Consider the following 18,196-nt stretch of genomic DNA (forward strand, 5'->3'; position numbering starts at 1 on the left):
CTTGACGCCGCGGGCGCGGGCGTTCATGGCCATCTCCACGGGGAGGGCGTTGCGCCCGGAGAGGGAGATGACGACGAGGGTGTCGGACATGCCCGCGGCGTCGCCACCGATCACGACCAGTCGTTCCCTCACACCCCGCGCAGCGCTCATGTTCATGCGAACACGCTACGAGAGCACGGCATTTCAGTCCCGCTCGCCGTGCTCCGGGGACTGCTCGGGCCGCGGGGCCGGCCGTGCCGTCGGCAGCGGGCCCAGCGCCGTGGTGGCGGGCACGGGCTCCGGGCGACGCGGCAGCCTGGGCCGTACGGCCTTCAGCCACACCAGCACGATCAGCGCCGCCACCGCGGCGAACGGCAGCACCGCGCCGAAGGCCACCGCGAGCCAGCGCAGCATCGTCACGAAGGCGCCCCAGCCGCCCGCGAGCGCGTCCAGGAAGCCGGGGTCGTCGTCGGCCTTCACCGCCTTCTTCACCGGCGTCTCCGACAGGGAGAGGGCGATGGTGGCCAGGCTCGTGCGGTCCTTCAGGGACGCCTGCCGGGCCAGCAGGGCCTCCAGGTCGGCCTGGCGGCTGCTCAGCTCGCCCTCCAGCGTGACCACGTCGCTGAGCTTGGTCGCCTGGTCCATCAGCTCCCGGATCCGGGCCACACTGGCCCGCTGCGACCTGATGCGGCTCTCGACGTCGACGACCTGGTCGGTGACGTCCTGCGCCTTGGCGCTGCGTTCGACCAGCTTGCCCGCGCCCTCCAGGTCCGCGAGGACGTCGGCGTACTCGTCGACGGGCACGCGCAGGACGACCCGGGTGTGCTCGTGGCCCTCCTCGTCGCGCGTGGTGGTCTCGTTGCCGACGTAGCCGCCCGCGTTCTCGGTGGTGGCGCGGGCCTCGTCGAGGGCCTTCGGCACGTCCTTGACCCGCACGGTCAGCGAGGCGGTGCGGATGATGTGGCTCGCGGTGGCCTTCGGCGGCGCGGTCGCCTTGTCGGCACCGGAGCCGCTGCCCGGGGCGCCCTCCCTCGCGCCGCCCTCCCTCGCGCCCGCCTTGGTGTCCGCCTGGGCGGCCTCGTCGCCGGCGGCGCTGGTCGTCCCGGCCCCCGAGTCGTCCGAGGCGCTGCAGCCGGTGAGCGCCAGTGCCGTGGCCAGCAGGAGGCCGGCGAGAGCCTGAACAGGTCGTACGGATCGTGTGGTTCGTCGTGCGCGCATGTGGGCGTACCCCCGAGGGTCGTCGTGACGACTGATGCCTCTTCGACGCCCGGAGGGGGCGAGACGTTGGCGGTGGACGGTCCCGATGCGGTCACGGTCAGGACTCGTGAAGGACACCGGGGCGCGGACGGATTGTCAGTGGGGTCTGAGAGGCTGTGGACATGCGCGAAGTTCAGACTCGTACGGGCACCGGCACCGGCGACAGCACCGGCACGGGCCGGGTCGTCGTCATCGGAGGCGGGATCGCGGGGCTCGCCGCGGCCCACCGGCTGCTGGACGCCGGCCGGCGGGTGACCGTCCTGGAGGCGTCGGACCGGGTCGGCGGCAAACTGCTGCCCGGCGAGATCGCGGGCGCGCGCGTGGACCTCGGCGCCGAGTCGATGCTGGCCCGCCGCCCCGAGGCCGTCGCCCTCGCCCGCGAGGTGGGCCTCGCCGAGCGCCTCCAGCCGCCCGCCACCGCGACGGCCTCGATCTGGACCCGCGGCGCCCTGCGCCCCATGCCCAAGGGGCACGTCATGGGCGTCCCCGGCACCGCGTCCGCCCTCTCGGGCGTCCTCTCCGACGAGGGCCTGGCCCGCATCGAGCGCGACGCCGACCTGCCCCGCACCGAGGTCGGGGAGGACGTGGCGGTCGGCGCGTACGTGGCGGCCCGCCTCGGCCGCGAGGTCGTCGACCGCCTGGTCGAGCCCCTGCTGGGCGGGGTCTACGCCGGTGACGCCTACCGCCTCTCGATGCGCTCGGCGGTCCCGCAGCTCTACCAGGCCGCGCGGACCCATGACTCCCTCACGGCGGCCGTCCGCGAGATCCAGGCCAAAGCCGCGGCCAACCAGCAGTCCGGACCGGTGTTCATGGGCATCGAGGGGGGAGTGGGACAGCTGCCGCTCGCGGTGGCCCGGTCCGTGCTGGACCGGGGCGGTGAGATCCGCCTCAAGAGCGTCGCGCACGGACTGCGCCGCACCGCAGACCGCTGGCAGGTCCTGATCGACGACCACGCCGAGGAGGCCGACGCGGTGATCGTCGCCGCCCCCGCCCCCGACGCGGCCCACCTGCTGTCCGACGCGTCCCCCGAGGCAGCAGCCGAACTGCGCACCGTCGAGTACGCCTCGATGGCCCTGGTCACCCTCGCCTACCGCCGCGCCGACATCGTCCTCCCCGAGGGCAGCGGGTTCCTGGTGCCGCCCGTGGACGGGCGCACGATCAAGGCGTCCACCTTCTCCTCCCAGAAGTGGGCCTGGGCCGCCGACGAGAATCCCGGCCTCGTCCTGCTGCGCACATCCGTCGGACGGTACGGCGAGGCGGAGATCCTCCAGCGCGACGACGCCGAACTCGTCGACGTCTCCCGGCACGATCTCAAGGAGGCGACCGGCGTGGCCGCCGCGCCGGTCGAAACCCGCGTCACCCGCTGGCACGACGGCCTGCCCCAGTACCCGGTCGGCCACCACGCACGCGTGGCCCGTGTCCGCGAGCACGTCGCCGAGCTGCCCGGGCTGGCCCTGTGCGGCGCGGCCTACGACGGCGTCGGCATCCCCGCGTGCATCGCGAGCGCGTACGCGGCGGTGGACCAGATCCAGGGTGACCTGCGGGGTGTGGAGGGGCTCACCGCCCACCCGGTGCAGAGTCCGCACGGCGGAGCGGGAGAATAAGGGACATGAGTGACGACGCCTCCACCACCGAGCCCGGCAGGATCCCGAACAAGGGCAAGCTGGCCAAGGACCTCAACGAGGTCATCCGCTACACCCTCTGGTCCGTCTTCAAGCTGAAGGACGTGCTCCCCGAGGACCGCGCGGGCTACGCCGACGAGGTCCAGGAGCTGTTCGACCAGCTCGCCGCGAAGGACGTGACGATCCGCGGCACGTACGACGTGTCCGGGCTGCGCGCCGACGCCGACCTCATGATCTGGTGGCATGCCGAGACCAGCGACCAGCTCCAGGAGGCGTACAACCTCTTCCGCCGCACCAAGCTGGGCCGCGCGCTCACGCCGGTCTGGTCGAACATGGCGCTGCACCGCCCGGCCGAGTTCAACCGCTCGCACATCCCGGCGTTCCTCGCCGACGAGACGCCGCGGAACTACGTCAGCGTCTACCCCTTCGTGCGCTCCTACGACTGGTACCTGCTGCCCGACGAGGACCGCCGCCGCATGCTCGCCGACCACGGCAAGATGGCCCGCGGCTTCCCGGACGTCCGCGCCAACACGGTCGCCTCGTTCTCGCTGGGCGACTACGAGTGGCTCCTGGCCTTCGAGGCCGACGAGCTGTACCGCATCGTCGACCTCATGCGCCACCTGCGCGCCTCGGAGGCCCGGATGCACGTCCGCGAAGAGGTGCCGTTCTTCACCGGCCGCCGCAAGACCGTGGCCGAGCTGGTCGCTGGGCTCGCCTGACCAAGGGCGGTGGTGCGGGGGTGGCCGCGTTTCCCCGGGGTTTTGTCCCCGGGATCCCCGGGCGCCGGCCGTCCCCCGTGCCCGGGAGCACTCGGCTGATCAGTGCGGGAGCCGGGCGGGCGTGGCGTCCTGGGGCCGGCCACCCGGTTTCGTCGCGGCCGCCTCGCTCAGCTTCTGCCTCGCCTTGCGGTCGCCCGGCCGCGCCGGCTTCGGCTCGGGGTGCCCCGCGCACGCCGTGAGCCGCGCCGGGAGGCGGCCCTCCAGCAGATACGCGTCGATGTGGCCGTTGACGCAGGCGTTCGGGCCGTACGCGATGCCGTGCGTGCCCGCGTCCCGTTCGGTCACCAGGACCGAGCCCGACAGCCGCCGGTGCATCTCCAGCGCCCCGTCGTACGGGGTGGCGGCGTCCCGCTCGGCGGCCAGGATCAGAATCGGCGGCACCTCACCCGGCCCCGTCCGCACGTCGAGGGGCTCCTGCCGGGGCGCCTGCCAGTAGGCGCACGGCAGGTTCATCCACACGTTGTCCCAGGTCTCGAACGGCGCCACGCGCGCGAGCCGCGTGTTGTCCCGGTCCCACACCGCCCAGTCCGTCGGCCACGGCGCGTCGTTGCACTCCACGGCCGTGTACACCGCGCGCGAGTTCTCGTCCTCGGCCGCCGCCTGCGTCACCGGCGCGGCCAGCTCCACCAGGGGCTTGGGATCGCCCTTCAGATACGCCGACAGCGCCTGCGCCCGCGCGGGCCAGTAGTCGTCGTAGTACCCGGCCTGAAGGAACGCCTCCTGCAACTGCCCGGGCCCGACCTTCCCGCCCGCCGGCCGCACGGCCAGCCGCGCCCGTACCTTCTCGTAACTGCGCAGCACCTCCTCGGGCGTGGCACCGAGCCGGTACACCTTGTGGTGCTCCGCGACCCACTCCCGGAAGTCCGCCCACCGGCCCTCGAACGCGGCCGACTGGGCGAGGTTGTTGCGGTACCAGATCTGCGCCGGGTCCGGGTTCACCGCGGAGTCGAACACCATTCGCCGTACGTGTGAGGGGAAGAGGGTCGCGTAGAGCGCGCCGAAGTAGGTGCCGTACGACGCCCCCATGAACGTCAGCTTCCGCTCGCCCAGTGCGGCGCGCAGGACGTCCAGGTCGCGGGCGTTGTTGAGGGAGTTGTAGTGCCGCAGGGCGCTGCCGTTGCGCCGGGCGCAGCCGCGCGCGTACGCCTTCGCCCGGGCGACGCGCTCCTTCTTGTACGCCTCCGAGGGGTGCGTCGGCGCCTGCGTGGGCCCCTTGGAGAACTGCTTGGGGTCCTCGCAGGACAGCGGCGCGGACGGCGCGACCCCACGCGGGGCGTAGCCGACGAGGTCGTACGCCCCCGCCAGTCGCTTCCAGGCGGGCAGCAGGCCGATCAGCGGGAAGTGCAGGCTGGAGGCGCCCGGCCCGCCCGGGTTGTAGACCAGGGCGCCCTGCCGCGGCACCCGCCGCTTGCTGTTGTTCGGGTCCTTGTGCGTGGCCCGCACCCTGCTGACGGTGAGCCGGATCTGCTTGCCGTCGGGACGCGCGTAGTCGAGCGGGACGGACACCGTGCCGCAGCGCACGTGGCTGGGCAGCTCCAGCTTCTTCGGGCAGGCGCCGAAGGTGAGGCCGGCACTCGCGGCGCGGTCGGCGGCCACCGTCGCGCCGTGCCTCTCGTCCGCGCGGGGCGCGGCCTCGATGCTGCCGGCCGGTGCGGCGGAGAGGGTCGTCAGGAGCATGGCCCCTGCGGCCGAGTAGAGGGCGGCGGCTCTCATGGCGTATCCCTTCGGTGCACGGCAGCAACAAAAGGGATATTTGGTTCGTCTGTTGATGAAGGCAAGCACCGCCTGCCGGTGTCGGCGTCAATGCCCCCTATGCGTCACCGACTCCCGGGCGGTCAGCCGTGCCACGGGGACACCTCGCGGTGCGGCTCGCGGTGCGCGAAGGCCGCGCGCAGTTCCGGCTCGCCGATCGCGCGCACGCCCCGTACGGCGACGGAGGTCAGATACGTGCGGTCGCCCTCGCCCCCGGAGCGCCGGACCAGGCCACTGAGCAGCCGCTGCCCGGCCGGGGACGCCCAGCGCGCGTACGGGTGGATCTCGATCCGGGCGATGGCGAGGCAGCTCAGGGTGAGCACGAAGGGGAGCGCGAACCAGAGGGCGACCAGATGGGCCGGCATGTCCGACTGAGCGGGCGTCAGCAGGGCGATCACCCCCAGCGCCAGGACGGCCACCGCGGCGAGCCGCACCTGCCGGAGCGCGGCCGCGACGCCGCCGCGCGCCCCGTCGGGCACCGCGAGGCCCGCGCCGACCAGCCGGTCGGCGAGGCTGCCCACCGCGTCGGCGGCGGCCGCGGCGTCCCGCACCGGTTCGATCCGGGACTGGCCCTCCGGCCCGATCGCCCCTGTCACCGAGCGCTCCATCTCGTCGCGCCCGCGCGGATCGACGACCGTCGCCCAACCGGTGTGCGCGAGCAGCAGCCGTCGCTGCCGTGCCATGGAGACAAGGGTCCTTCCGGATGGGACGTTCAAAAGGCCGTGGACCGGTCGGTGACCTCGGCGTCGGTCTCCGGGCGCGGGCTGGTGACGGCGGGCGGCAGCGTGTAGGTCGGCGACGGGGGCGGCGTCATGGGAACGGCCGGAGCGGGGTCGGCCGTCGGGCCGGGCGGGACGGGGGCGGGCGTGAGCGGCGCGTTGCTGTCGGCGGCCATGTCCCGGGCCAGAGCGTCGAAGTCGACGTAACCGGTGGCCTCCAGGACCGTGATGTGATCCAGCACGGTGGAGTTGGCGTCGTCGGCGAGTTCGCGGACGAGGGAGTTGCGCGTACTGGCCCGTACCTGGGCGACGACGGAGAACACCTTGCCGTGCGCCAGCCGAAGGATGTTGGCGAACTGCCGGTCGTACTCGACGCCTTGGGTCGAGTCCAGGGTCGCCAGCCACTCCCGCTGCTGTTCGGTGGGCTCGTTGGGCAGTTCCAGGCTGAGCTTCGCGGCGACGTCGCGCACCCGCTCGTCCAGGAACGCGTGCCCCTCGATGAGGTGCTGCCCCGCGGTCCGTACGGCCGGTGTGGTGCCCTTCTGCTGGGCCTGCCGGCCGGCGGGCAGTTCCCACAGCCCGGCCAGCCGGACCTTCGTGATGAAGTCGCGGTCGAGACCGGACAGCGGCCCGTAGCCGGTCGGCACGGTCTCGGCGCTGAGCACGTCGTAACCGGTCCCGGACCGGTCGGCGTACGTCCAGATCGGGAAGATCATGGCCAGCAGCGTCGCCGTCAGGCCCGTGATGATGAGCCCGGTGCCGCTGAAGATGCCTCGGCCGTTGATCGGGGGTCGCGGTCGCATGGTGCCTCCTGTCGCGGCACCGCACGTTAGTGCGCTTCGGGGGTCGGGTTGGCATATTACTTCGGGGTACGCCGGTGCCTACGCCAACTGCCGTACAGGAGCGAATGGTTGCAACGGGGGTGGTTACGGGCGAATGGGGGAGAGAGGGTGCGTGATGTCAGGGGGCAAAGGCGAGCGAAACGGTCGCTTTTGCCGCGCCGCACGGCCGGCGTGTTAATCCCGGCACACTCGCGGCAGGGCCGCCTGCGGGCGGGGCAGCGACAGCAGGCGTACGCCGGGTGCGCTCACCGACGCAGCAGAACCCGGCGCGTGGCCCGAGCCAGCCGCACTCCCGGCCGCCGCGACCGTGGCCTCGGCCCCGACCGCTCCAGCCACCACTCCCGCACCCGCGCCCGCACCCGCGCGTCCTCGAGCCGCCCCTCGGCCAGCAGATACCCCGCGAAGTCCAGCGCGTCCCGCCGATAGCCGTCGGTCATCGGATGCCCGTGGCCGTACGCGAGGAAGGCGCGTCGGTACCCGTCCCCGAGGATCACCGGCAGCTCGGGCGCGACCTTCGCCACCACGTCCGCCCGCTTCCCGGCGAGCGCCCGCGCCTGCACCCCCAGCCGCACCCGGTCGAACCCCTCCGGCACCGGCGTCCCGGCGACGAGCGCGGACAGCAGGGCGGCCTGCGCGAGGGCGAGACGCTGCCGGGCGGGCTCGATGGCGTCCGGGTCGGGCCGCCGCGCCGGCGGGTTCGTCCCCGGGCCCGCCTGCCGCGTGGCCCGCGCCCCCTCCCTCTCCGCCGCCTCCCTCTCCGCGGCCCCCTTCTCCCACGCCCCCCGAATCGCCCCCAACTCCCGCTCCAGCTCAGCCGGCTCGGGGAAGTTCTCGTCCCGTTCCAGCAGGACACCCGGCGGGGACACCCGGGACGCGAGGTCGGTCAGGACGTCGAGGACCGGCCGCGCAACGGCGTGGGCGTGGCTGTCGTGCCAGACGCCGTCGCGTTCGAAGCCGCCCGCGACATGGACGTACGCGATGGCCTCCAGCGGCAGCTCGGCGAGCGCCTTGGCCGGGTCCTCGCCCCGGTTGACGTGGTTGGTGTGCAGGTTCGCCACGTCGATGAGCAGCCGCACCCCCGTCCGGTCCGCCAACTCGTACAGGAACTGCCCCTCGGTCATCTCCTCGCCCGGCCAGGAGATGAGCGCGGCGATGTTCTCCACGGCGAGCGGCACGGGCAGCGCGTCCTGGGCGATACGGACGTTCTCGCACAGCACGTCGAGGGCGTCCCTGGTGCGCGGCACGGGCAGCAGGTGCCCCGCCTCCAGCCGCGGCGACGCGGTCAGCGGCCCACCCGCCCGTACGAACGCGATGTGCTCGGTGACCAGCGGCGACCCCAGCGCCTCCACCCGCTCGGCGAGCGCGGCCAGCCGCGCGGCGTCCGGCCGCTCCGCACCGCCCAGGCCGAGCGAGACGCCGTGCGGGACCACGGTCACCCCGCGCTCCCGCAGCCGTACCAGCGACTCGGGCAGATGCCCGGGACAGACGTTCTCGGCGACGGCCTCGACCCAGTCGATGCCGGGCATGCGCTCCACGGCGTCCGCGATCTCCGGACGCCATCCGATTCCCGTGCCCAGTCGCTGCATCGTCCCCTCCTCGGCCTCTTTCCGTACCCGCTGTCCCGTCTGCTCGGACGTGTCGGACGTGACGGGGGTATGGCCCCGGGGGCTCCGCCCGAATCCCCGGGCGGGCACCTTCAGAGCAACATTTGAGGTTCAAGGGCGTACGCGCAGGACGCCGGGGATGCTCAGACGCCGGGCGTCCGCCGCAGCGCCGGATGGTCGGCGACGACGGTGCACGACCCGGGCGCGATCTCCGTGAACCCCGCGTCCCGCACCAGGGGCAGCCCACTGGCCGTCAGCTCACGCCAGCGCCCCGGGTCCGCGGTCCGGGCGGCGAGTGGGAACCCGGCCTCGCGCCAGGCGTCCCGCTCCTCGTCCGACAGCTCCCACCAGGCGAGCTGCGCCGCGTGCCCCGCCTGCGCCATCGCCTTGCCTGCCGACATGTCGAGCTCGGGGTTCAGCCAGAGCACGGGCGCCGCCGGATCGGCCTCCACCGGCGGCTCCGGATCGTCGAGGTCGGTACCGGACACCTGGAGCTTCGCCAGCTCCTTGGGCCACCCGTCCAACGGCACGGGCACAAACACCCGCACCTCGGCCGACTTGCCCGTCACGGTGATGCCCGGCAGCCCTTGCGCCCGACGCCAGTCGGCCCCACGAGCCCGCCGCACGACCTTCCGGATCCGGGCGTCCTGCCAGTCCCGCACGGCCCGCGCCCACGCGCCGTCGCCGACGGACCGCTCGTCGCTCAGCAGCACGAGCACGGCACGGGCCGCGGTCTCCAGGGCGTCCGTACGGGCCGGGGGAGCGGCCCGCTCGACCCGCACGACGAGCGGCAGCACGAACTGCGGCGCGGCATCGCGCGCGCCGGACTCGGACCGGAAGGGACTGTCGCCGGTGGACGTCGCGTCAAGGCTCACGACAGCACCCTAAGGGGCGCGCGGCTGTGGTGATTCTGTGGCTCCGGTGGGTGGGCGCACCCGACCCCCACCGGCCCGCGATCGCCGTAGGACAAGATGTCCCTCATGCAACGTGATCTTCGTCTGGACAACGTGGGCCGCCGATACGGCCTGCGCGGCCCATGGGTCTTACGAGGCATCCACCTCACCGTGCCCCCCGGCACACTGATCCGCATCGAGGGGCAGAACGGCACGGGCAAATCCACCCTCCTGCGCCTCCTCGCCCGCATAGACGCCCCCACGGAGGGCCGTGTCATCGGCCGCCCGCGCACCGCGTACGTCCCCGAGCGCTTCCCCACCGCCCTCCCCTTCACCGCCCTCGGCTACCTCACCCACCTCGGCACCGTCCACGGCCTGTCCCGGCCGACGGCCGTACGCGCCGCCGGCGAATGCCTGGACCGCTTCGGCGCCGCCGCCTACGCCCGTACGCCGATGGCCCAGCTCTCCAAGGGCAGCAGCCAGAAGGTCGCCGTCGCCCAGGCCCTGCTCGCCGACCCGGAGTTGCTCGTCCTGGACGAGGCGTGGACCGGCCTGGACACCGCCGCACGCACCGAGCTGGAGCGCGCCGTGGCCGAGCGGACCGCCGCGGGTACCGCCGTGGTCTTCGTCGACCACGATCCGCGCCGCCTCGCGGGGGCGGCCGACGCGACGTACACCGTGCACGACGGCGGCCTCGACCGCCTTACCGCACAAGGGAGTTCACCGCCCATCGGCCCGTGCGCGACCGTCGTCGTCCGGGGCCCGTCCAGCGCGGACCTGCCCGCCGAGGCCACCCGTGTCGCCACGCGCGCGGACCGGACCGCCCCCGGCACCCACCGCCTCACCGTGCCCGCCTCGCACTCGGACGTCCTGCTGCGCGCCCTGCTGACCGACCGCCCGGCATGGCACGTGGTGAGCGTGAGACAGGACGCACCCACCCCCGACGAATCCGAGAGCCGCCGATGACGTCGACGACCGCCCTCCTCCGCTACCAGGCCGCCCTGCTGGTCCGCTCACAGCGCTGGCTGCCGCCGTTCATCCTGTACGCCGCCTTCCTCGCCATCGGCGTGCAGGGCGGCCAGCCGGTGCTCGACTCGCTGGGCTACGCGGCCGCGGCCCTGCTGCCCGTCGCCGCCTGGCTGGTGCGGATCTGCGTCACCAACGAACCGCCCGCCGCCCGCAGTTGCGTCGCCGCGGCCGTCGGCCCCGGGCGGGCGCACCTCGCGGCGCTGCTGGTCGCGCTCGCCGCGGCGGCGGCACTCGGTACGGCGGCGACCGTCGTCGTCACCCTGATCAGCGACCCGGCCAGTGCCGACCACCAGACCCGGGTGCCACGGCTGCCCGCGGGTGCCGCCGGACTGCTCGCCGCGCTGGCCTGCGCCCTGCTCGGGACCGCCGTCGGCGCGCTCACCACCTGGCCGCTGCTGCGCTCGACCGGCCGCGCGGTTCCCACGATGCTGCTCGCGGCCCTGCTGTCCGTGGTGGCGACCGGCTCCCCGGCCCAGGCCGCGGTCAACGGCCTGGTCACCGGCTCCCGCTCGGGCACGGTCCCGCTGCCCGTACTGCCCCTGGCCGCGGCGACCCTGCTCACGGCGGCGGCGATCGCCGTGGCCTGCGCGCTCACGTCCCGCAGATCACCCTGAACAGGAAGTGCGCTGGGCCTCCTGCCACTCGCAGACAGGGCAGAGCGTGATCCCCTTGTACGACTCCGGATACTCCGTCGGCTCCCGGCACAGCACGCACTCCGCGTACGGCGGCCCGTCCGCCCTGGGCGGCCTGGTCGGGTCGATCAGGCAGTAGTCCTCGCTCATGCCTCCAGCGTAGGCCGCTCAGGCCCGTCCGGCCGCGGCCCCGATCAGCTCGGACACCTTCACGAACCGGAAGCCCTTCTCGCGCAGCCTGGGCACGATGCTGCGCACCGCCCGCTCGGTCGTCGGAGCGGCGCTGAGCGTGCAGTGCATGACGACCACGGATCCGGCCCGCACCCCCCGCAGCACGTCCCGGGCGACCGCGTCGGCGTCCGTCGCGAACGCGTCCCCGCTCACCACGTCCCACTGCACGGCCGTGACACCGACCGGGGTCAGCGCCTTCAGGGCCCGCCGGTCGTAACAGCCGCCGGGGAACCGGAAGTACGGCATCGCCTCACGCACCCCGACCTTCCGGAACGCGGTGTACGCCCGCTCGACGTCCGACCGCATCCGGTGCCCGGGGAGGGTCGGCAGGCCGTAGCAGTCGTCGGTGAAGGCGTAGTGGCTGTACGAGTGGTTGGCGACCTCGAACAGCCGGTCGCGGCCGATGGACCGGGCCTGCGCGGGATACTGCTCCGCCCACCGCCCCGTCATGAACACGGTCGCCGGCACCTTCAGCTCGCGCAGCGCCGCGACGAGCCCCGGATTGTCGAACCGCTCCCCACGAGCCGCCCGCGGCCCCTGGCCGGCGGTCATGTCGGCGTCGAAGGTGAGCGCGACGGTCTTGTCCCGGGTCCGGGGGCCGTGCTTCAGGACGGGGGTCAGTCCGGCGGGGCCGGGGGCCAGGGTCGGCGGTCCGGCGGCGGGGGAGAAGGGGGAGGCGGCGGAGGCGCTGGGCGCCGGGCGGGGCGCGCGGGAGGCACCGGGTTCATCGGTCGCCGCGCACGCGGCGAGGGCGCTGAGCGCCGCGACCAGGGCGCAGACCGCGGGGGCGCGTCGGGCAAGAGTGATCACCGCCCGAAGATAGGCGGATCAAACGGCCGTTTCCGTCCGGTGAGGGGTGTGCTGGGCCGGTGTCACCCGCCCGGGGGCCGCCTTTCTCAGTCGCCCCGGGTGCAGCGGCCCGTCGGAGCGGCGGCCGGCGGGCGGCACTGGAGGGGGAAGTCGGCGGCGTCCGTGCTCAGGAAGCGCCCGATGCAGGAGCTCGCCGTCGTCCGGCCGTGCCCGGCGCAGAAGGTCAGCGCCGCGCGGCCGTCGGCGAACGGGCCGGGGGCGTAGAAGACCCAGTAGCCGGGGCGCAGGGACGCGTAGTCGCCGCTGCGCAGGACCGCCGCCTCAGGCACCGACCGGCGGATCGTGGCGAGGCGCCGGTCCCGGGCGGCGGTGCCCGACGCGATGGGCTCGGAGTGGAGCTGGGCGATCCAGCGGCCGGCAGCCGGTGCGGGAGACGGGGGCGGGCCCGCCGGCGCGGACGTCGTCGCGGTGGGAGCCGGCGACGGGATCGGCTGCCGGTCCGCGGGGCTGGAGGCGGCCGTGGTGGCCACCGGGCTCGTCGCGGCACCGGCCCTGTCGGCACGGCGGTCGGTGCCGTCGGTGTCGGCGGGGCGCAGCGCGAGTGCCAGAGCCGTCGCCGTGACGACGACCAGCGCCGCGGTCGCCGCCACCACGAGCGAGGTACGGCGTCGGGGCCCGCGCACCTGCTGCGGAACCGTCGGACGGGGCGTGTCCTGTCGGGTCGGGAACGGCGGCATCGGCATCGGATGCCGTGCGCCGGCGGTCAGCGTCGGCTGCGCCCAGTGCGGTGTCGTGCCCGCCGCCACCTGGGCCAGCATCGCGTCCAGCCGGCCGGCGTCCGGGCGTGCCGCCGGGTCCCGGACCAGCAGCGCGTCGAGCACCGGCGTCAGCGGGCCCGAGCGGCCCGGTGGCGGGAGCGGGTCGTCGAGTACGGCGGCCAGCGTGGCGAGGGTGGTGGGGCGGCGCAGTGGGCTGACGCCCTCCACGCACACGTACAGCACCACGCCCAGGGACCACAGGTCGGCGGCCGGATCGTCGGCACGGCCGCGGATCCTCTCCGGGGCCATGTACTCGGGGGAACCGACGAGCTCGCCGGTCGCGGTGAGGCCCGTGGTGCCCTGGAGGGCGGCGATGCCGAAGTCGGTGAGGACGGCGTCGCCGTCGGGGCGCAGGAGGATGTTGGCGGGTTTGACGTCCCGGTGGTGGATGCCCGCCGCGTGCGCGGCCCGCAGCGCGGCGAGGACCTGGCGACCGAGGCGGGCCGCCTCCACCGGGGTCAACGGACCGTCGTCCAGCCGCCGTTGGAGGGAGTCGCCCGGCACGAGTTCCATCACGATCCACGGATGCGGGTCGGCGTCCACGATCTGATGAACCGTCACCACATGCGGATGGCTGAGCCGGGCAAGCGCCCGCGCCTCCCGCATCACCCGCTCGCGCATCACCCCGACCGTGTCCGCGTCGGACCGGACGGCCTTGAGCGCGACCTCGCGGTGGAGCACCGTGTCCCGAGCCCGCCATACGGTGCCCATTCCGCCGCTGCCGAGCCGCTCCACCAGCTCGAATCGGCCGTCGACGACATCCCCCGGTGCGTTCATGCCGCACAGGTTAGAGGACGCACCGGAAAGAGGGCTTCCGGTCGACGGCTCGGGACAGGAGCCGCTACCTGCGCCAGGGGCCCGTCACCGCGAACGTCGTACCCGGCGCATAGCAGTTGACGTACATCGTCTCGCCGTCGGGTGAGAAGGTGACCCCGGCGAACTCACCCCACTCCGGCTCCTCGGGGGTGCCGATGGTCTGGGCGTTGCGCGCCATCGCGTAGACCTCGCCGCGCCGGGTCACGCCGTAGACGTGCTGGGCGCCGTTGCCGTCCTCGCAGACCATCAGGCCGCCGCTGGGGGCGAGACAGATGTTGTCCGGGGACTCGCCGGGAAGCTGGACGTCCGTGTCGGGGCCGAAGACGACCACCAGCGTGAGGCGGCGCGCGGCGGGATCGTAGCGCCAGATCTGCCCGTAGTGGTCCGCCGCGGAACCCTCCGCGCTGCGGGCGAAGGAGGAGACGAAGTAGACGCAGCGCCCGCCCCAGTAGCAGCCCTCCAGCTTCTGCGCGTGCGTGATGCCCTTCGGGCCGAAGTCCTGGAGCCGGATGGGGGTCCGCGCGGCGAGCGGGTCCGGTACGTCGACCCACTCGATCTTGTCGAAGCTCGCGCCCGTCTCCTGGATCGAGGACAGATCGGGTACGCCCGGCACCCGCATCGCCTGGAGGAGGCCGCCCGCGCGCAGGGAGCCGAGGCCGCCGCGCGGCCGGTCGGGCAGGAAGCGGTAGAAGAGGCCGAAGGGCCGCTGGAAGGCGTCCTCCGTCTCGTAGACGATGCCGTTGCGGGGGTCCACGGCGATGGCCTCGTGCTGGAAGCGGCCCATCGCGGTCAGCGGGACCGCGCCGGAGCGGTGCGGGTCGTCCGGGTCGACCTCGAAGATGAAGCCGTGGTCCTTGGTGTAGCCGTTGGTGCCGGCCTTGTCCTCGGTCTCCTCGCAGGTCAGCCAGGTCCCCCAAGGGGTGGGCCCGCCCGCGCAGTTCACGGCCGTACCGGCGATGGCGACGCGCTCGGACAGCACGCGGCCTCGGGAGTCCAGCGTCAGCGTCGTACAGCCGCCCTTGCCCGCCGGGTCGTAGGTCAGGCCCTGGACGGTCGGGACGGGGAGCGTCGCGGTGTTGCGGTTCTCGTGGTTGCGCACCAGGTGGACGCGGCGGCCGTGTCTGCCGGTGGAGCGTCCGGCGAAGGCGGCCATGCCGTCGTGGTGGGAGGGGACCAGGCCCTCCCCGGAGCGGAGCCGGTCGCCCTCGCGGGACAGCACGCGATAGGAGAAACCTTCCGGCAGATCGAGCAGGCCCTTCGGGTCGGGGACCAGCGGACCGTATCCGGTGTGGCCCAGGTTCTGCGCGGCGGCGGTGCCCGCGAAGAGTTCGGTGAGATTGCCGGCGAAGGCGATCGAGGCACCCAACGCGCCGGTGCGGGTGAGGAGTTGACGACGTGACGTACCGTCGACGGTCGTGTTCTCGGACATGGGGACGACCTTCCTGCTGGCGGACAGGAACCGTGACCCCGCTGTGTCTATCACCTGGTACGAGTCCCGGGAACCACGCGCGTAGCGTGTGTCACTTCTGAAGGGGCTGTCCCAGGGCGCCCGCCGCGGATTCAGGGACGGATTCCGGGACGGATTCCGCCACGGCGGCGTGCTCGGCGGCCGGCTCGACCGCGTGCTCCGGCGACGGCTGCGCGCCCCTCTCCAGGAACCGCAGCAGCTCCACCGGGATCGGCAGCACCAGCGTGGAGTTCTTCTCCGCCGCCACCGCCATCACCGTCTGCAGCAGGCGCAGCTGGAGGGCGGAGGGCGCGTCGGCCATCTGGTGCGCGGCCTCGGCCAGCTTCTTGGATGCCTGGAGTTCGGCGTCGGCGTTGATGACCCGGGCCCGGCGCTCACGGTCGGCCTCCGCCTGGCGGGCCATGGAGCGCTTCATCGTGTCGGGCAGCGACACGTCCTTGATCTCCACGCGGTCGATCTGCACGCCCCAGCCGACCGCCGGACTGTCGATCATCAGCTCCAGGCCCTGGTTCAGCTTCTCGCGGTTGGACAGCAGATCGTCCAGATCGCTCTTGCCGATGATCGAGCGCAGCGACGTCTGTGCCATCTGGGAGACGGCGAAGCGGTAGTCCTCGACGTTGATGATCGCTGCCGCGGCGTCCACGACCTTGAAGTACACGACCGCGTCGACCCGCACGGTCACGTTGTCGCGGGTGATGCCCTCCTGAGCGGGCACGGGCATCGTCACGATCTGCATGTTGACCTTGTGGAGCCGGTCCACGGCGGGGATGATCAGCGTGAATCCCGGCTGGCGTACGGTGCCCCGCAGGCGTCCGAGCCGCAGGATCACCCCGCGCTCGTACTGCTTGACGACCCGCGCGGCAGCCGCGAGATACACCAGTCCCGCCGTGCCGACACCTACGGCCGCTCCCAGCAGCTCCTCGACCATGACGACCTCCTCACCGAGAGGCCCGTTGGGGGTGCTCCTGCAACGATATGCCCGGCGACTGGTCCGGGGCCATGGACGGCCCCGGACCAGGTCCTACGGGTGCCGGCGGTCATCCGCCGACGCGGGTCGTACGCCGGTCAGGGAGCCGTGACCCGCTCCGGCTCGGGCTCCGGTTCCTGCTCGGTGACCCGCACCGGTTCCGTGCCCACCGCGCTGTGTCGCTCGGCCCAGTTCTCCAGGGCCGTACGGCAGGCGTGGTCGAGGTGGTGCAGCCCGGACAGGTCCAGCTCGACCGGGCGGTCCTGGGGCAGGTTCTCCAGGCTGTCGAGGATCTTCGGCAGCCTGAGGAAGGTCGCGTTGCCCGACAGGTACGCCTGGATCGGTCCGGCGCCCTTGTCTATGACCTCCAGCTTCACGTGCGAGGCCTCCCAGGCGGTCTTGACGACCGACAGGGCCAGACCGATCAGGACGCCCTCGAACATGTTCACCGCGACGATCGAGACGGCGGTGACGACGAGGATCAGTGCCTCGCCCCGGTGGCTGCGCCACAGGGAGACGATGCCCCGGAAGGGGATCAGCTTGAAGCCCGCGTGGACCAGGATGCCCGCCAGCGCCGGGAGCGGGATCAGCGCCAGCGTGGCCGGCAGCAGCGCCGCGAACAGCAGCAGCCACACGCCGTGCATGACGCGGGACGCCTTCGTCTTGGCGCCCGCCTGGACGTTGGCGGAGCTGCGCACGATGACCGCGGTCATCGGCAGCGCGCCGAGCACACCGCAGACCGTGTTGCCCGCGCCCTGCGCCATCAGTTCCTTGTTGTACTCGGTGCGCGGCCCGTCGTGCAGCCGGTCCACCGCAGCCGCGCTGAACAGCGACTCGGCCGACGCTATGAGCGTGAAGGCGACGATCGTGGTGAGCACGCCGACGTTCGCGAGCTCGCCGAAGGCGTCCAGGGACGGCGGCTGGATGGAGCCCAGCAGGCCCTTGACCTCGACCGTGGCGACCGGCAGGGAGAACACGGCGGCCACCGCCGTCGCCAGACCGACCGCGGCGAGCGGACCGGGAACCGTGCGCAGTTGGCGCGGCATCCGCTTCCACAGCACCAGGACGGCGATGGTGCCGGCGCCCAGTCCGATCGAGGCCAGCGCCTCGGTGTCACCGACGGCCTGGGCGAGCGCGCCCGGAAGCCCGGCGATTTTCTCCAGACCGGAGGCCGGCGCCTTGGCGTCGGCGACCGAGTAGAGCTGTCCGGCGATGAGGACAAGGCCGATTCCGGCCAGCATGCCCTCGACGACGGAGACCGAGATGGCCCGGAACCAGCGCCCCAGCTTCAGGGCGCCCATGAGGAGCTGGAGCAGTCCGGTGGCGAGCACGAGCACGCCGAGGACCGGCAGCCCGAACTCCTGGACAGCCTCGAAGACGAGAACGGTCAGACCGGCGGCGGGTCCGGAGACCTGGAGGCTGCTGCCGCGCATCATGCCGGTGACGATGCCGCCCACGATGCCGGTGACGAGCCCGAGCTCGGCCGGGACCCCGGAGGCGACGGCCACGCCGACACACAGCGGCAGGGCGACGAGGAAGACGACCAACGACGCGGCGAAGTCCTGCCGCAGGTGGGGGAACTTGGTCATCATGCCGATCACAGCGCCTCGAACGCGTCGGTCTCGGCGTCGTGCACGCGCACGGCGCCCTTGTGGACCTCGTAGTACCAGGCGTGCAGGTTCAGTTGACGTTCCTTCAGCTTCTTCTCGATGAACGGGTACGAGCGCAGCCGCAGCAACTGCGTCAGTACGTGGGCCTGGACGCCCTCGGCGACCTCGGGGTCCTCGACGGCGCCCGTCGGGCGCGGGGTGGCGTTCGTCAGCCAGTCGCGCACGGCGGGTACGGCGGTCAGGTCGTCGCCGCGCACCAGCGCGCCGATGGCGCCGCAGTGCGAGTGGCCGCAGACGACGATGTCGTTGACGCCGAGGACCTCCACGGCGTATTCGATGGTGGCCGCCTCGCTGGTGGGGTGCTCGGA

16 protein-coding genes and 2 pseudogenes are annotated in these 18,196 nt (G+C 73.2%); 4 read left to right on the forward strand and 14 right to left on the reverse strand.

Annotated features, from left to right (window positions below):
* Positions 1-84: pseudogene (locus tag ABZ078_RS42010) on the reverse strand (SIS domain-containing protein); the annotation flags it as partial.
* Between the two features lie 99 nt (positions 85-183).
* Positions 184-1,197, reverse strand: a complete 1,014-nt coding sequence (locus ABZ078_RS42015; RefSeq protein ID WP_356583808.1) for a DUF4349 domain-containing protein — start codon at positions 1,195-1,197, stop codon at positions 184-186.
* A 161-nt stretch (positions 1,198-1,358) separates the two neighbouring features.
* Here ABZ078_RS42015 and hemG point away from each other — a divergent pair, with 161 nt between their 5' ends.
* The gene (gene hemG, locus ABZ078_RS42020; RefSeq protein ID WP_356583809.1) at positions 1,359-2,840 is read left to right on the forward strand and encodes a protoporphyrinogen oxidase; all 1,482 of its coding nucleotides are present in this window, start codon (positions 1,359-1,361) and stop codon (positions 2,838-2,840) included.
* Positions 2,841-2,845: 5 nt separating this feature from the next.
* Entirely contained in the window at positions 2,846-3,577 is a 732-nt protein-coding gene (hemQ, locus tag ABZ078_RS42025; RefSeq protein ID WP_356583810.1) for a hydrogen peroxide-dependent heme synthase, read from the forward strand.
* Positions 3,578-3,676: 99 nt separating this feature from the next.
* Here hemQ and ABZ078_RS42030 read toward each other — a convergent pair whose 3' ends face one another.
* The 5 genes and pseudogenes from ABZ078_RS42030 to ABZ078_RS42050 form a co-directional block, all read right to left on the reverse strand.
* The gene (locus ABZ078_RS42030; protein WP_356583811.1) at positions 3,677-5,350 is read right to left on the reverse strand and encodes an alpha/beta hydrolase; all 1,674 of its coding nucleotides are present in this window, start codon (positions 5,348-5,350) and stop codon (positions 3,677-3,679) included.
* A gap of 122 nt (positions 5,351-5,472) precedes the next feature.
* Positions 5,473-6,084, reverse strand: a pseudogene (locus ABZ078_RS42035) (TIGR04222 domain-containing membrane protein); the annotation flags it as partial.
* A 17-nt stretch (positions 6,085-6,101) separates the two neighbouring features.
* Complete coding sequence (locus tag ABZ078_RS42040) at positions 6,102-6,911, reverse strand: DUF4142 domain-containing protein (RefSeq protein ID WP_356583812.1); 810 nt, start codon at positions 6,909-6,911, stop codon at positions 6,102-6,104.
* 284 nt (positions 6,912-7,195) lie between these two features.
* Positions 7,196-8,536 (reverse strand): DUF692 domain-containing protein, encoded by a 1,341-nt coding sequence (locus ABZ078_RS42045; protein WP_356583813.1) that lies wholly within the window; start codon positions 8,534-8,536, stop codon positions 7,196-7,198.
* Between the two features lie 161 nt (positions 8,537-8,697).
* A complete protein-coding gene (locus ABZ078_RS42050; RefSeq protein WP_356583814.1) occupies positions 8,698-9,429 on the reverse strand; it encodes an aminoacyl-tRNA hydrolase in 732 nt (243 codons plus the stop codon).
* 105 nt (positions 9,430-9,534) lie between these two features.
* Here ABZ078_RS42050 and ABZ078_RS42055 point away from each other — a divergent pair, with 105 nt between their 5' ends.
* Both ABZ078_RS42055 and ABZ078_RS42060 read left to right on the forward strand, forming a co-directional pair.
* Positions 9,535-10,413: an ABC transporter ATP-binding protein gene (locus ABZ078_RS42055; protein ID WP_356583815.1), complete on the forward strand. Its 879-nt coding sequence runs from the start codon at positions 9,535-9,537 to the stop codon at positions 10,411-10,413.
* Positions 10,410-11,090: an ABC transporter gene (locus ABZ078_RS42060; RefSeq protein WP_356583816.1), complete on the forward strand. Its 681-nt coding sequence runs from the start codon at positions 10,410-10,412 to the stop codon at positions 11,088-11,090. Before ABZ078_RS42055 ends, ABZ078_RS42060 begins: the two co-directional genes overlap by 4 nt.
* Here the strand turns inward: ABZ078_RS42060 and ABZ078_RS42065 are convergent.
* From ABZ078_RS42065 to ABZ078_RS42095, 7 genes are all read right to left on the reverse strand, one after another.
* Positions 11,082-11,258 (reverse strand): hypothetical protein, encoded by a 177-nt coding sequence (locus ABZ078_RS42065; RefSeq protein WP_356583817.1) that lies wholly within the window; start codon positions 11,256-11,258, stop codon positions 11,082-11,084. The two genes, ABZ078_RS42060 and ABZ078_RS42065, sit on opposite strands and share 9 nt — an antisense overlap.
* An 18-nt stretch (positions 11,259-11,276) precedes the next feature.
* Entirely contained in the window at positions 11,277-12,149 is an 873-nt protein-coding gene (locus tag ABZ078_RS42070; RefSeq protein WP_356583818.1) for a polysaccharide deacetylase family protein, read from the reverse strand.
* 86 nt (positions 12,150-12,235) lie between these two features.
* Entirely contained in the window at positions 12,236-13,744 is a 1,509-nt protein-coding gene (locus ABZ078_RS42075; protein ID WP_356583819.1) for a serine/threonine-protein kinase, read from the reverse strand.
* Between the two features lie 64 nt (positions 13,745-13,808).
* Positions 13,809-15,212, reverse strand: a complete 1,404-nt coding sequence (locus ABZ078_RS42080; protein ID WP_356583820.1) for a PhoX family protein — start codon at positions 15,210-15,212, stop codon at positions 13,809-13,811.
* A gap of 91 nt (positions 15,213-15,303) precedes the next feature.
* The gene (locus tag ABZ078_RS42085) at positions 15,304-16,179 is read right to left on the reverse strand and encodes a slipin family protein (RefSeq protein ID WP_356583821.1); all 876 of its coding nucleotides are present in this window, start codon (positions 16,177-16,179) and stop codon (positions 15,304-15,306) included.
* A 137-nt stretch (positions 16,180-16,316) separates the two neighbouring features.
* On the reverse strand, positions 16,317-17,810 hold the full coding sequence (locus tag ABZ078_RS42090; protein WP_356583822.1) for a SulP family inorganic anion transporter: 1,494 nt from the start codon (positions 17,808-17,810) through the stop codon (positions 16,317-16,319).
* A 5-nt stretch (positions 17,811-17,815) separates the two neighbouring features.
* A partial coding sequence (locus ABZ078_RS42095) for a carbonic anhydrase (RefSeq protein ID WP_356583823.1) occupies positions 17,816-18,196 on the reverse strand: 381 nt, incomplete at its 5' end.

This window comes from Streptomyces sp. NPDC006385, assembly GCF_040612485.1.
Classification (GTDB): Bacteria; Actinomycetota; Actinomycetes; order Streptomycetales; family Streptomycetaceae; genus Streptomyces.

Bases quoted from the DNA above. Each gene is read 5' to 3' on its own strand.
- ABZ078_RS42015 (WP_356583808.1), bottom strand. From the start codon at position 1,197: ATGCGCGCACGACGAACCACACGATCCGTACGACCTGTTCAGGCTCTC.
- hemG (WP_356583809.1), top strand. From the start codon at position 1,359: ATGCGCGAAGTTCAGACTCGTACGGGCACCGGCACCGGCGACAGCACC.
- hemQ (WP_356583810.1), top strand. From the start codon at position 2,846: ATGAGTGACGACGCCTCCACCACCGAGCCCGGCAGGATCCCGAACAAG.
- ABZ078_RS42030 (WP_356583811.1), bottom strand. From the start codon at position 5,350: ATGAGAGCCGCCGCCCTCTACTCGGCCGCAGGGGCCATGCTCCTGACG.
- ABZ078_RS42040 (WP_356583812.1), bottom strand. From the start codon at position 6,911: ATGCGACCGCGACCCCCGATCAACGGCCGAGGCATCTTCAGCGGCACC.
- ABZ078_RS42045 (WP_356583813.1), bottom strand. From the start codon at position 8,536: ATGCAGCGACTGGGCACGGGAATCGGATGGCGTCCGGAGATCGCGGAC.
- ABZ078_RS42055 (WP_356583815.1), top strand. From the start codon at position 9,535: ATGCAACGTGATCTTCGTCTGGACAACGTGGGCCGCCGATACGGCCTG.
- ABZ078_RS42060 (WP_356583816.1), top strand. From the start codon at position 10,410: ATGACGTCGACGACCGCCCTCCTCCGCTACCAGGCCGCCCTGCTGGTC.
- ABZ078_RS42065 (WP_356583817.1), bottom strand. From the start codon at position 11,258: ATGAGCGAGGACTACTGCCTGATCGACCCGACCAGGCCGCCCAGGGCG.
- ABZ078_RS42075 (WP_356583819.1), bottom strand. From the start codon at position 13,744: ATGAACGCACCGGGGGATGTCGTCGACGGCCGATTCGAGCTGGTGGAG.
- ABZ078_RS42080 (WP_356583820.1), bottom strand. From the start codon at position 15,212: ATGTCCGAGAACACGACCGTCGACGGTACGTCACGTCGTCAACTCCTC.
- ABZ078_RS42085 (WP_356583821.1), bottom strand. From the start codon at position 16,179: ATGGTCGAGGAGCTGCTGGGAGCGGCCGTAGGTGTCGGCACGGCGGGA.
- ABZ078_RS42090 (WP_356583822.1), bottom strand. From the start codon at position 17,810: ATGATGACCAAGTTCCCCCACCTGCGGCAGGACTTCGCCGCGTCGTTG.